Annotated in this window: 10 protein-coding genes; all 10 read right to left on the reverse strand. The window is 69.7% G+C overall.

Annotation, left to right across the window (positions count from 1 at the left end):
- Positions 1–23 precede the first annotated feature (23 nt).
- The 10 genes from ACZ7L5_RS10525 to ACZ7L5_RS10570 all read right to left on the reverse strand — a co-directional run bounded on the left by ACZ7L5_RS10525 (position 24) and on the right by ACZ7L5_RS10570 (position 13,398).
- Complete coding sequence (locus ACZ7L5_RS10525; RefSeq protein WP_471516096.1) at positions 24–1,574, reverse strand: ABC transporter substrate-binding protein; 1,551 nt, start codon at positions 1,572–1,574, stop codon at positions 24–26.
- Positions 1,556–2,641, reverse strand: coding sequence for an ABC transporter ATP-binding protein (locus ACZ7L5_RS10530; protein WP_471516097.1), 1,086 nt, complete (start codon positions 2,639–2,641; stop codon positions 1,556–1,558). Before ACZ7L5_RS10530 ends, ACZ7L5_RS10525 begins: the two co-directional genes overlap by 19 nt.
- Positions 2,638–4,572 (reverse strand): dipeptide/oligopeptide/nickel ABC transporter permease/ATP-binding protein, encoded by a 1,935-nt coding sequence (locus tag ACZ7L5_RS10535; RefSeq protein ID WP_471516099.1) that lies wholly within the window; start codon positions 4,570–4,572, stop codon positions 2,638–2,640. Before ACZ7L5_RS10535 ends, ACZ7L5_RS10530 begins: the two co-directional genes overlap by 4 nt.
- Positions 4,569–5,516 carry an ABC transporter permease gene (locus tag ACZ7L5_RS10540; RefSeq protein ID WP_471516101.1) on the reverse strand — a complete coding sequence of 316 codons (948 nt, stop codon included), beginning with the start codon at positions 5,514–5,516 and terminating at the stop codon, positions 4,569–4,571. The genes ACZ7L5_RS10535 and ACZ7L5_RS10540 overlap by 4 nt, the downstream gene beginning before the upstream one ends.
- 470 nt (positions 5,517–5,986) lie before the next feature.
- Positions 5,987–6,802, reverse strand: a complete 816-nt coding sequence (locus ACZ7L5_RS10545) for a PaaX family transcriptional regulator (protein ID WP_471516103.1) — start codon at positions 6,800–6,802, stop codon at positions 5,987–5,989.
- A gap of 82 nt (positions 6,803–6,884) precedes the next feature.
- Positions 6,885–7,625, reverse strand: a complete 741-nt coding sequence (locus ACZ7L5_RS10550; RefSeq protein WP_471516739.1) for a maleate cis-trans isomerase family protein — start codon at positions 7,623–7,625, stop codon at positions 6,885–6,887.
- Between the two features lie 91 nt (positions 7,626–7,716).
- Positions 7,717–8,622, reverse strand: a complete 906-nt coding sequence (locus tag ACZ7L5_RS10555; protein ID WP_471516104.1) for a fumarylacetoacetate hydrolase family protein — start codon at positions 8,620–8,622, stop codon at positions 7,717–7,719.
- A 197-nt stretch (positions 8,623–8,819) separates the two neighbouring features.
- Positions 8,820–9,932 carry a cupin domain-containing protein gene (locus ACZ7L5_RS10560; RefSeq protein ID WP_471516106.1) on the reverse strand — a complete coding sequence of 371 codons (1,113 nt, stop codon included), beginning with the start codon at positions 9,930–9,932 and terminating at the stop codon, positions 8,820–8,822.
- Positions 9,929–10,972, reverse strand: coding sequence for a carbon-nitrogen hydrolase family protein (locus tag ACZ7L5_RS10565; protein WP_471516108.1), 1,044 nt, complete (start codon positions 10,970–10,972; stop codon positions 9,929–9,931). The genes ACZ7L5_RS10560 and ACZ7L5_RS10565 overlap by 4 nt, the downstream gene beginning before the upstream one ends.
- A gap of 35 nt (positions 10,973–11,007) precedes the next feature.
- The gene (locus ACZ7L5_RS10570) at positions 11,008–13,398 is read right to left on the reverse strand and encodes a bifunctional salicylyl-CoA 5-hydroxylase/oxidoreductase (protein WP_471516110.1); all 2,391 of its coding nucleotides are present in this window, start codon (positions 13,396–13,398) and stop codon (positions 11,008–11,010) included.
- Positions 13,399–13,464 lie beyond the last annotated feature (66 nt).

The raw sequence follows: 13,464 nt of genomic DNA on the forward strand, positions 1-13,464 counted from the left end.
CTTCGTGTGCCGATGCGCCGCCGCTACTTCGGGGTGACGGCCCAGGCGAGATCGGGTATGTAGCTGGGGGCGGCGGTGAATCCGGCCAGCTTCTTGCCGTTGAAGGCGAACAGCCCGTCCATGCGCAGCACGGAGACGAACCACGCCTGGTCGACGACGTAGCGCATCGCGTCCTGGTACAGGGCCCGTCGGTGTTGCGCGGGCGCCGCGTTCGCCTTGGCCAGCATCCGGGTCAGCTTGGGATCCGACGTGGCGAAGGGGTTGAAGGCGGTGGGGTGCGGCAGCATCCAGTCCAGGGCGAGTGTGTAGGTGGGTGCGCCGCCGTAACCGAAGCCGAGGACCGGGTACTTCTTCGATGTGGCGGAGGCGAGCCACTGTCCGACGCTGGTGTCGGTGGTGACGTCGGTCTTGACGCCGATCTTCTGCCACTGCTGGACCACGGCTTGGGACACGAGGTCGATGCCGAAGAACCCCTGCGTTTCCATCTTCAGCCGGAACCCGTTCGGGTATCCCGCCTCGGCGAGGAGCTTCTTCGCCTTTGCCGGGTCGTAGGGATAGCGGTTGTCGTAGTCGGGGGCGAAGCCGTCGAGGCCGGGCAGGGAGATCTGGTCCGTGGGGTGGCCGTGCGTCTGGACGACGGCCTTGGTGATCGCGGCTCTGTCGACGGCGTAGTTGAGGGCCCTGCGGACGCGTACGTCCTTGAGGGGCGGGGCGAGGGTGCCGTCGCGGTCGGCGAGGGTGACTCCGAGGAACACGTTGGGGCTGCCGGTGACCTTGAGTCCCGCGGCCTTGGCGGTGTCGACCTGGTTGGCGGTGATCGCCATGGCGTCGGCCTGTCCCGTCCTGACGGCCTGGAGCGCCGAGTTGGGGTTGGCGACGATCTTGATGACCACCTTCTTCCAGTGGATCTTCTTCTTGTCCCAGTAGTTCGGGTTGGGTGTGTAGGTGTAGTGGTCGCCCGTCGCGGTGTGGGCCGTATCGAGCACGTAGGGTCCCGCTCCGAAGGACTTGGTGCCCATGGCGCCCGGCGCGGACAGCCCCTTGGGGCTGATGGCGGAGCCGATCATGAGTACCTGGCTCAGGAGCTGGGGCAGGATCGGGTTGGGGTCGGCGCACCGGATGCGCACGGTCAGGGGTCCGGTGGCCTGGACCGAGCTGATGGCCGAGGTCCAGGAGACGTTCAGGCCGTTCTTCCGGGTGTAGTCGAGGGAGGCCGCGACGGCCTTGGCGTCCAGCGCGGTGCCGTCGGCGAACTTGAGGTCCGGGCGCAGGGTGAATTCGAAGGTCTTGTTGCCGGTGCCGACATAGCCCCACTTCGTTGCCAGGCCCGCGGTGGTCTTGCCGCCCGGACCCAGGCGGAGCACCGTGTCGTAGGCGAGGTTGACGAACCAGTTGTCCGAACCGACGTTGGCCTTGGCGGGGTTGAGACTCGCGGGCGCGCCGGCCGACACCACGGTGAGCGTGCCCCCTGAGCCGCCATCGGAGCCCGAGGGCCCTGAGCCGCTGCAGGCGGTGGTCGCTGTCGCGAGCGCGGCGAGCGCCGCCACTGCCGCGGTTATTCGCTGTCTGCGCATGATGCTTCCTTACGTTCCGGGCCGCTGGGTGCGGATTCGAGTCGCCGTCCGGTCATGGGCCGCGGCATGGGCGGCCCGTGGAGTTCCGCGGAGCGGTGACAGGCGACGGTGCGGTCGCCTCCGTCGGTGCCCTCCCGTCCGCTCGGCAACGGCTTCAGGTGGGGGCGTTCGCGGTGGCACAGGTCGATGGCGTGAGAGCAGCGGTGGACGAAGGCGCACCCCGTGCCGGACGGAAAACCCGGGACCCGGTCGGTCTCTCGTACCGATCTGCGCACCCGCTGCACGCGAGGGTCCGGTTGGGGCACCGCCTCGAGGAGCATGCGTGTGTAGGGGTGCACTGGATCGCCGTACACCGTCTCGGCAGGCCCCGATTCCATGACCTGGCCGCGGTGGAGCACGACGATGCGATGGGACAGGTGGCGTACCACGGGCAGGTCGTGGGCGATGAAGAGATAGCTGACGGAGAGTTCCTGCTGCAGGTCGGCGAGCAGGTTCATCACCTGTGCCTGGATCGAGAGGTCGAGGGCACTGACCGGTTCGTCGCAGATCACCAGGCGGGGATGGAGCATCAGCGCGCGGGCGATGGCGATGCGCTGGCGCTGGCCGCCCGAGAACTGTCCCGGAAAGCGCTGCGCGGTGTCGGCCGGCAGGCCCACGCGTTCGAGCATGGACGTGATGCGCCGGTTGACGCCCTTGCGGTCCGTCCCGCCGTGCGCCAGGAACGGCTCGGCCAGGGTCTGCCCGATGGTGCGGGCCGGATTGAGGGAGGAATAGGGGTCCTGGAAGACCACCTGGAGACGGGCGCTCAGGGCACGCCTGTCCCGGGCGGAGGCGTGGAGGATGTCCCGCCCTTCGAAGCGGATGTCGCCCGAGCGGACCGGGTTGAGTCCGAGCACGGCGCGGCCGAGGGTGGACTTCCCCGATCCCGACTCGCCGACGAGACCGACGGTTTCGCCCTCGGCGATCGTCAGCGAGACGCCGTCCAGGGCCCGGAACGGTGGTGTCCGACGGCCCTGCCGGAACTGGACGACGAGGTCGCTGATGTGCAGGAGGGTTGGCTGGGTCATGCGCGGCTGCCTTCCGCGAGGAGCTGCTGGTGGTGGACGCAGCGGGTGAACCGGGCGGGCGCGGGCTCGGTGAGCGGGACCGGGCCTTCACTGCACGTCTCGTCGGCGAGACGGCAGCGGGCGGCGAAGCGGCAGCCGGCCGGCCAGTCACCGGGCGCGGGCACGGTTCCCGGGATCGTGGGCAGCGGTTCGCCGTGGCGGGCGAGGTGAGGGTTGGCGCCCAGCAGTCCCACCGTGTACGGGTGGAGCGGCCGGTCGAACATCGGCTCCACCTCGCCCTGTTCCACCACCTGCCCGGCGTACATGACCACGGAGCGGTGGCACAGGTCGGCCACGACGCCCCAGTCATGGGTGACGATGAGCACCGCCATGCCCGTGCGCTCCTGCAGCGTGCGCAGCAGGGCGAGGATCTCGGCCTGCACGGTGACGTCGAGCGCGGTCGTGGGCTCGTCCGCGATCAGCAACTCGGGGTCACCCGCGAGGGCCAGGGCGATGGCCACCCGCTGTGCCATCCCGCCGGACAGTTGGTGGGGGTACCGCGTCGCCACGCCGGCCGGGTCGGGAATGTTCACCATCTCCAGGAGTTGCGTCACCCGTGCGCGCGCCGCGCGGCGATCGCATTTGTGGTGCCTGCGCACCGCCTCGGCCAACTGCTTGCCGACCGAGAAGGTCGGGTCGAGGGCGACCATCGGCTCCTGCGAGACGTAGGCGATGCCGGTGCCGCGGACCTGCTCCAGGGCCCGGGGCGCGCCGACAAGGTCGACGCCGTTGAAGAGGACCTGGCCGCCGGTGATCTCGCCGCCTCCCGGGACGAGCCCCAGGATGCCGAGCGATGTGACCGACTTGCCGCATCCGGACTCGCCGACCAGACCGAGGGTCTCCCCCGCGTCCAGGTGGAAGCTGACGCCTTGCACCACGGGCGTCCCGCCTATGCCGATCGACAGGTCCCGCACCGTGAGCAGCCCCGAGGACTGGGGCCGCGTGCTCACCACGGCACCGTTCTGGGGGGAAATGCCGGTGGTCGCAGGAGACTTGGCCCGTCGCTCCGGCGTGCCCAGTTTCGGTACGGACCAGTTCTCGGTCGCCGCGTCCCTGATGGCGTCGCCCAGGATGGCCAGTGCCATCACGGTGAGGACGAGCGGGACACCGGTGGGTACGAGCATCCACGGCGCGCGGTCGATGTTCTGGGAGGCGTCCGCGACGAGACCACCCCAGGACGGGGCGGGCGGTTGGGCGCCCAACCCGAGGAAGCCGAGGCCTGCTTGGATGACGACGACGACCGCGGCGAACAGCGACGACTGGACGATGACCGTGCTCGCCAGCCGGGGCAGGATGTGGCGGCGCATGATCCGGGCCCGGCTCAGGCCCGCCACCTGCGCCGCGGCGACATAGAGTTCCTCGCGGATGCCGAGGGTCTGGGACCTCAGAACGCGGGTGATGCCGGGACTGCCGAGGACGCCGAACGTGATCATCGCGGCGTGCAGATTGCCCGGGAACACCGAGAGCACGACCAGGACGATGATGATCCCTGGAAGGGCGAACAGGAGATCGGCGGTCCGCGTGACGAGCCAGTCGACCCACCCCCTGAGGAAGCCGGCCGCCAGGCCGGAGGTGACGCCGATCAGAAGAAAGACGACCAGGGCCTCCGCGACGGCCAGGAGTGTGGAGCGACCGCCGTACAGCAGACGACTGAGCAGGTCCCTGCCGAGGTTGTCGGTGCCGAGCAGATGCCGGCCGGAGGGCCCGGCGAGTACCTGGCCCAGATCCTGGTCCAGCGGGCCGTGGGCGGACACGGCGGGGGCCGCGAGCGTGGCGACGGTGACCAGGACCAGCCAGCCGAAGGACAGCGCGCCTCCGGGACGGCGCAGTACCCGTTTCATGAGTCCGGGGCGTCGGACGACCTGGGCGGACGCGGTCGGGGAGAGTTTCATGAGGCACGCACCCTCGGGTCGAGTCGGCCGTAGGCCAGATCCACGAGCAGGTTGACGATCACCACGAGGACGGTGATGTAGAGGACGGCTCCCTGGATGACGGGGATGTCGTGCTGGACCGTCGCCTGCTGGGTGAGACTGCCGAGCCCGGGCATGGCGAACACGGTCTCCACGAACACGGACGCGGCCAGCAGGCTGACCAGCACGACGCCGAGCACCGTGACGACGGGCAGGGCGGCGTTGCGCAGCGCGTGCCGGTACAGAACCGAGCGCCGGGAGAACCCGTTGGCCTCCATCACCCGGATGAAGTCCCGGCCGAAGGTGTCCAGCACCGCGTCGCGGGTCTGCTTGGCGATGATCGCCACCGCGCTCAACGACAGTGACAGCACCGGCAGGACGAGTGAGCGCGCCCACTCGGCCGGCCCGTCGGCGAAGGCCACGTAGCCCGTGACCGGGAACCAGCGCAGCTGCACGGAACCGATCGCGATCAGCACGAGTGCGAACCAGAAGGCCGGCACCGCCAGGCCGACGAGCGACAGGCCGTCGACGAGCTTCACCAGGAAGCCGCCGCGCCGTGCGCTCACCAGGCCGAGCGCCACCCCCAGCACGCCGGAGACCAGGGTGCCCGCAATGATCAGGGACAGGGACACCGGAAGCCGGGCGCCGAGTACGTCGGTCACCGCCTCGCCGCTGAACAGTGAGGCGCCGAGGTCACCGTGGAAGACGCGCGCCAGCCATTGCCCGTACTGGACGGGCAGCGCCTCGTCCAGACCCAGCTGCCGGCGCACGTCCTGGTACTGCTCGACGGTCGCGTGTTGGCCGACGATCGTGCGGGCCGGATCCCCGGGGACGAGGGACACCAGGACGAAGGTCAACGCGGAGACCAGAAACAAGAGGGGGATCGACGACAGCAGTCGTCTTGCCACCAACCGCAGGATTGCCATGCTCACCTCACCGTGAGTCGTGCAACTGATCGGTCGTTCATGTCTTTTGGGGGCGAGAGTCACAGCCGCCCGCCACCGGAACCGGGCGGGAGAGCGGTGACCACGAGAACGAGAAGGAAGGTCGGCTCCCAGAACGGGGCCACGAAGAGGTCGGCGCGCAGGTCCTGGCGCGGCGACTGGTTCCACCGGCGGGATGTGCGACTACCCGAGCCGGACGCTATAGCGTAATTTCGTCGGCCGCTAGAACTACAACATAAACGTTGAGTAACGCGCCACGCGACCCGCTTGCCCACCCATACGTCGTCATGGAGACTGCTTACACGTGTTACCTGCAAGACGTCCAGAGGATGAGCAGAGCGAAGAAGAAAGGCCAAGGCTGGGTGTCTACCGCAACCCTGGGCGGCACGACCCGGCACTCAGGGTCAGTTACTCGTATTAGCAGCGGGGCGACGGACCCCGGCGTCGCAGGCTCAGGCGCCCGTCACCTTGCGTACATGCTCCAGGCTCGGAGCGGCGAGCACACCGTGCAGCCGCTGGAAGAGCTGACGGGCGGTCACCGCGTTCCAGTCGTCGGGGAGCAGTTCGGCGGGGAGACCCGGGTCGAGATAGGGCAGGCGCCGCCACTGTGTGAGCATCGGGACGTAGTGGCGGAACGCCTCTGAGGCGTCTATGTCGTCGCGCTCGTCGATGGACGCGAGGACCGGGCCGTAGTGATCGGTGAAGGCGGCGTACTGGGCCTCGATCGCGGGGAAGTCCCACCACGTGCTCACCGTGGCGCGCAGGTCGCTGAAAGCCGCGTACTGCGATGTGAACAGATGGACGTAGTCACTGAGGCCGAGGCGCTCAAGCGTGCTGCGGGCGGGCTCCAGCAGTCGGGCCGGCGCCAGCCAGAGGCCCGGTGCCATGTTTCCGAAACCGAGCCAGGTCAGCCGCGTACGCAACTGGTAGCGGTAGGTCCGTTCCGATTCGGGAACGGAGAAGACCGCCATGACCCAGCCCTCCTCCAGCGCGGCGGGTTCGAGGCTCTCGAAGATGCGGCGGTCACCCTCGTCGAAGACGGGGTGCATGGCGGGGCTGAGGCTGTACCCCGTGCCCGAGCGGCGCTCGGGCACGAGGACGCCTCGCTTCTTCAGCCGGGAGATGGCGGAGCGCACCGCCTGGCTGTCCACGTCGAGCTCCCCCATCAGCACGATCAGGTCGGCGATGGAGGTCCATCCGCCGAGCCGCCGGACGAATGCTCCGTAGACCGTGTTGATGAGGGAGCTTGGCCGAATGGAGCTTTCCACCTGATCGCCTTCCGTCGTGTGCGGTGGCGATCCTATCGACCAAAACGGCGCCCCCCGGCGCCAGGCGGCTCCCCTGCCGGGGTCATTCCCCGCAGGTGGAACCGCTTCCGAGCGGCGCCTGCGCGTACGCTCCGGACAGCAGGTGGCCCGCGCCCGGGGCCACCGCGGGAAGGCCGAGCGCCCGGAGCATCTGGTGGGCGGTGCAGATCGCCGCGGAGACCACGGGCTTGCCCAGCAGCTGTTCGGCCTCCCCGACGGCACCCAGCGACGGCATCTGGACGCACGCGGACAGCACTACGGCATCGGCATCGGCGTGGTCGAGCGCCTGGGCGAGGCCGGGGAGCTTCGCAGGATCGTGGGCGGCCACGTCGAGGTTGTTGGGGATCTCCAGCGCCTCGTAGTCGAGGACCTCGATGCCTTCGTGGGTGAGGTAGTCCACGACCGTCCGGGTCAGGGGACGCATGTAGGGCGCGAGCAGGGCGATCTTCTTGGCGCCGAGCGTGTGCAGGCCGTGGACGAGCGCTCCCGCGCTGGTGACGACCGGTGCCGGGGCCCCGTTCTCGACGGTACGGCCATGCAGGCGCTCCTCGGAGATGCGGTGGTAGCCCAGGCCCATGCTCATGATGGCCACCAGACAGGCGTAGCCGAGGACGTCGACGTGGGCGTCGGAGAGTTCCAGGGCGCACCGGTCGGAGTCGGCGTCCATGGCCTTGAGCTGCTCGGGCGTGACGTGTGTCATGCGCATGCGACTGGAGTGGAAGGTGAAGCGTTCCGGCGCGACGGTTTCCCGGGCGCGCAGGATCGCCGGCACCTCCGTCTCCATGGTGATGTTGGAACTCGGAACGATCTGGCCGATCCGGTATGTGCGTGGGGCCAAGGGGATTCTCCTGATGAACGTGGGAGGCGACGGTGGGTCAGCGCGCGTCGACGACGGGGTTGGTCAGGGTGCCGATGCCCTCGACGGTGGCCTCGACCGTGTCTCCGGGCACGAGGAACTGGGGCGGGACCATGCCGGCGCCGACTCCGGAGGGGGAGCCGGTGGCGATGACGTCGCCGGGCTCCAGCGTGACGCCGGAGGTGATGTCGGCGATGAGCCGGGCGATCGGGAAGAGCATGTGGCGGGTGTTCGACTTCTGCTTGGTCACCCCGTTGACCCGCAGTTCGAGGTCGAGGGACATGGGGTCGAGGATCTCGTCCGCGGTGACGACGGCCGGGCCGAACGGCGCGTAGGAGTCCTGCCCCTTGGAGAAGAACCACTGTCCGGAGCGGCGCTGGTCGCGGGCGCTGATGTCGTTGACGATGCTGTAGCCGAAGACGTGGTCAAAGGCGTCGTCCTCGCTGACGCGGAAGGCGGTGCGGCCGATGACGACGGCCAGCTCGCACTCCCAGTCCAGTTGCTGGGTGAGGTCGCCGTTGTGCAGGATCGGCCGGCCGGGACCGGTGACCGCGGTGGACGGCTTGCTGAAGAGGACGGGGCGCGTCGGCAGGTCCTTGTCGGTGTCGAGGCTGCGGCTGGACTCCTCGACGTGCTCGACGTAGTTCAGGCCGACCCCGATGATCTTGCCCGGGCGCAGGGGGGCGTGCAGGGCGACCTCGTCCAGCCGGTGACAGACATCGGCGGGCCAGGCGGCCGGGTCGGTCGCGAGCAGGCGGCGGGCGACGGCCCGGCCTGCGTCGCCGGCCCGGATGAAGGACAGCAGGTCCTGCGGCAGTTCCTCCTCGTGGAACGCGGCCAGGCCGGACAGGTCGATCACGCTCTCGTCGGTCCGGGCGCCGAGGCGCGCGGGGTCGTCGCCGAGGCTGTAGGTCACCAGGCGCATGGGGACTCCTTGGGCAATGGGTACGGGCAATGCGTACGGATGGCAGGCGGGGAGGGCGGGGCAGTGGCGAAGGTCAGGTCGCGTCGCCACCGCCCCGGGACCGAGGGCGGCGCGGGGCAACGGTTGGCCGTCCTCGGTCGCGCCGCCGTCTCCACCACCGGTGTCAGGGCCGGCGGCGGTGGGACGGCGGGCACGGTCTAGGCGGTGGGCTGGTGCCCCCCGCTGTCGGTGTACGCCTCCTCCCGCCAGAACCCGAGCGAGCGCATGACGGGGAAGTCGTTGAAGGAGAACAGGCAGGCGTCGTCGCCCTGGTCGAGGTTGTGGTGCTCGTGCCACGCCCAGGAGGGGACGCAGAAGATGTCGCCCTCCTGCCAGGCGAACCGCTCGCCGGCGATGACCGACTGGCCGCGGCCCTTGGCCACGGTGTAGATCACCGATCCGGTGTGACGGTGGGCCTGGGTGGCCTGACCGGGCCGGAGCAGCTGCATGTGTGCGCCCATGGTGGGCATGACCGGGCCGCCGGTGACCGGGTTGGTGTACTCGGCGATCACGCCGTCGTAGGGGGAGCCTTCGGATGCCCGTGCCAGGTTCCGCAGGGATGCGTAGGTCGGCTCCCAGGGGTAGGCGAGCAGCGGGGAGTAGGGGCGGTTCCACTTCTCGACCCCGTAGGGCAGGAGGTTGGCGCCGTAGGTGAGCACGGAGGAGTTGATGACCTTTCCGGGCTTCTGGTAGAGCTCCGGGTGGACTTCGTAGAAGCCGGCGTCCAGGGCGTTGACGAGGGGGATGTCGAGGCCGTCCTGCCAGATGACCGGGGCGTCGTCGGACTCGTTGCCGTGCTCGTGCCAGGTGTTGTTGGGGGTGATGGCGAAGTCGCGCGGGCCGACCTTCAGCTTCTGTCCGTCGACGACGGTCCAGGCCCCGGTGCCCTCGTGCACGAAGCGCAGGGCGGCCGCCTGGTGACGATGGGCGGTCATCGCCTCGCCGGGGCCCATGATCTGCAGGCCCGTGTAGAGGAGGCCGACCGCGGCGCTGACGTCCCCTCGGCCCGGGTTGACGAGCATCACCACCCGGCGGCCGGCGTCGTCGGCCTTGACCAGGTCGAGTGCCTTGCGGACCAGGGGGCGCAGTTCCTCGTACCGCCACAGGACGGGAACGGACTTGGGCTGCGGGTACCAGGGTTCGATGTCGTTGGCGACGGTCCACAGGGCGCCGGCGTCCCGTTCGGCGAGTTCACCGTAGTAGGCGGTGAGTTCGGGAGTGTCGGACACGCGGGCGCGTCCGAGCTGGTTGTCGTCGTGTGCGGTGGTCATGCGTCGTCCTCCTGGGTGGTGTCGGTGCCGTCGGCGGGCAGCGGAACGCAGTGGTGGGCCGTGGGCTGCCGCGCGGAGTCGGCGGTGAAGGTCACCGGGGCGCGGGGCGTGTTGTCGACGTGGAGCTGGAAGACGTCGAAGCGGTTGTAGTGGCCGACGATGTCGTGCATCTGCTTGGGCTGGACGCACTTGGCCAGATCGATCTCGGCGTAGACGATGCCCTCGTCGTCCACGAGCGGTTCGGTCACGGGCCTGCCGTCGGGTCCGAAGATTCCCGACAGTGCACTGCGGGGGCGGGCGAGCATGCGCCGTACCTCTTCGTCGTCGCCGGCGACGGTGTCGACGATCTGCGGGGAGATCGTCGAACAGGAGACGACGGAGAAGACCTTGCCCTCGAAGCTGTGGGCGGCGGTGCGTACGGCGATGGCGTCCGCCATGTCGTAGTCCTCGGGGGCGACCGGCAGCGCGATGTAGCTTGCTGCGTGGACGAGTTCACCCTGTGCGAGGAGCGTGAAGCGGGCGAGGGTGTTGGTGTTCTCGCCGCAGGCGAGGGCGCCGAGCGGACCGATCGGGGTCCGGTGGACGCGCAGGGAGCTGCCGTCGCCGCCGGTCCAGGTGAGCTTCTCCGCCCAGGTGGGCACCAACTTGCGGTGCACGCCCAGCAGTTGTCCGTCGGGGCCGATGGTGAGAAGGGTGTTGTAGAGGACGCCCAGACTGTGCGGGCCGCGCTCGTTGACCCCGATCACGACGACCGCGTTGTGCTTGCGGGCCGCCGCGCACAACCTGTCCACGTGGGGACCGGGTACGTCGATGGAGGAGCGGTAGAGGCGTTCGAACCAGGGTGAGCCCTTGACCGGGTTCATCGTCCAGTTCCAGTACGGGTAGCCCGGGACGAAGACCTCGGGGAGGACGACGAGCGAGGCGCCGTTGCGGGCGGCCTCCTCGATGAGGGCAACCGCCTTGTCGACGGTGGCGGCCGGGTCGAGGTAGACGGGGGCGGCCTGGATCGCCGCGGCGGTGAAGCGGGGAAAGGTGTCCACGAGTTCCTCCTGGGACCTGGGGTGCCCTGGGCGGGTCAACGGACTGCCGCCGCGGCGACGGTGGCCCGTGTGTCCGGCAGCCAGCGCTGGTGCACGGGCGCGGGCGCATCGCGCAGGAGTTGCAGACGGGGCGGGACACGGTCGGTCCGCGCGCCGGGGGGTCTGCCGCTGCCCGCCTGCCAGGAGGCCGGCCACGGTGCGGCGGGTCCCGCGTACTCCTGGGCTGCCGCCGCGTGCAGGGTCCACAGCGGATCGTGCAGCTGGGCCCGGCCGACGGCGCAGAGATCGGCGCGGCCGGCCAGGATGATGGAGTTCACGTCGTCGTAGGTGGAGATGGCTCCGACTGCGATGGTGGGAATGCCGGTGGCGTTGCGGATGAGATCCGCGTACGGCGTCTGGTAACTGCGCCCGTAGCGGGGCCGTTCGTGGGCGACGACCTCGCCCGTCGAGACGTCGACGGCATCGGCGCCGGCCTGTGACAGGGCGCGGGCGATCTCGACCGCCTCGGCCTGCGTGGTGCCTCCCTCGGCCCAGTCGGCCGCCGAGATGCGGACGATCAGCGCCTTGCCCGCCGGCCACACCTCACGCACGGCCTCCAGCACCTCGACGGGGAAACGGAGCCGGTTGGTGAGGCCGCCGCCGTAGGCATCGGTACGGGTGTTGGTCAGCGGTGACAGGAAGCCCGACAGCAGGTGGCCGTGCCCGAACTGCAGCTCCAGGGCGTCGAATCCGGCCCGGTCGGCACGGCGCGCGGCTGCGGCGAAGTCCCCGGTGATGTCCTCCATGTCCTGGCGCGTGGCCTCCCGAGGTGTGCCGCCGGCGCTGTCCCAGGGGAGGGCCGAGGCCGCGACGAGTGGCCATCCGTGTTCCCCGAGTGGGGCGCTACGGCCGTCGGCGTGCGGCACGCCGGTGGCCGCACGGCGGCCGGCGTGGGTGAGCTGAACACCCAGACGGGCGCCCGACTGGCGGTGGATGAAGTCGGTGATCTCCGCCCAGGCGGCCTCCTGCTCGTCGTTGTAGAGACCGGGGCAGCCGGGCGTGGCACGGGCGTCCGGGCTCACGGCCGTCATACCGGCGATCACCAGCCCGGCCCCGCCGAGGGTTTGGGTGCTCAGGTGCACCAGGTCGAAGTCTCCCGGGACACCCTCACACGCCGAGTACAGCGCCACCGGGGGCGCCACGACACGGTTGCGCAGGTGCAGACCGCCGAGCTGGAACGGCCGGAACATGGGCGGCACGACGGCTGCGGTGGTGATCGGAGACCTCGTGGTGGCGTGCCATGCCTGCTCCACCGCGTCCGTGAACTCCCGGTCCCGCACGCGCAGGTTGTCGTGGGTGACACGCCGGCTGCGGGTCAGCAGGTTGAAGGCGAACTGGTGGGGCTCCTGCCCGGTGTACCGCCCCACGTTCTCGAACCATTCGAGGCTGGCCTGCGCGGCCCGCTGGGTGGACTCCACCACCGGCTTGCGCTCGGCCTCGTACGCGGCCAGAGCCGTTGTGAGGTCGGGCTGCTCGTGGAGGCAGGCCGCGAGCGCGAGGGCATCCTCCATGGCGAGCTTGGTGCCCGAGCCGATGGAGAAGTGCGCGGTGTGGGCGGCGTCGCCGAGCAGCACCACGTTGCCGTGCCGCCAGGTCCTGTTGCGGACCGTGGTGAAGCGGATCCACTTGGAGTTGTTGGGTATCAGGCGATGCCCGTCGAGGTGGTCGGCGAGGATCTCCTGGCACAGCCGAATGCTTTCCTCGTCGCTGGTCCCCGGCGGGTGGTCGCGGGCGGCGTACTCGGCGAAGCCTGCGCGCCGCCAGGAATCCTCGTCGATCTCGACGATGAACGTGCTGCGCGTCGTGTCGAAGGGATAGGCGTGCACCTGCACGGTGCCGAAGTCGCACTCGGCGACGATGAAGGTGAACGCCTCGAACACCTTGTCCGTGGCCAGCCACATGTAACGGCAGTGCCGTTCGTCGAGGTCCGGCTGGAAGCAGTCGGCGTAGGCGGCGCGGGCCGCCGACCGTACTCCGTCACTGGCGACCACCAGGTCGTAGTCGACGGCGAGTTCGGCCACCGGCGGAGCCGGGGTGCGGTAGCGCACGTCCACGTTCAGGGCCGCGCACCGTTCCTGAAGGATGGCCAGCAGCCGCTTGCGCCCGAGCGCCGCGAAGCCGTGGCCCCCCGAGGTGAGCACCTGCCCCTTGTAGCGGACGTCGATGTCGCTCCAGCGGGCGAACTCGGCCGACATCGTCGTGAAGATCTCGGGGTCTGCCTGCGCGATGCCGTCGAGGGTCTCGTCGGAGAACACGACACCGAATCCGAAGGTGTCGTCGGCCGCGTTGCGCTCCCAGACGGTGACCTCCCAGTGCGGGGAGAGCTGCTTGGCCAGAGCTGCGAAGTACAGCCCGCCAGGCCCTCCCCCGATGACTGCTACGCGCACGGCGTCCTCCTTGTGGTTCCAGAACAAAATATGCTGCCAATTCTACGGTCGTCAAGAAAACGGCAT

The sequence above is a fragment of the Streptomyces sp. NPDC107528 genome (assembly GCF_055639295.1).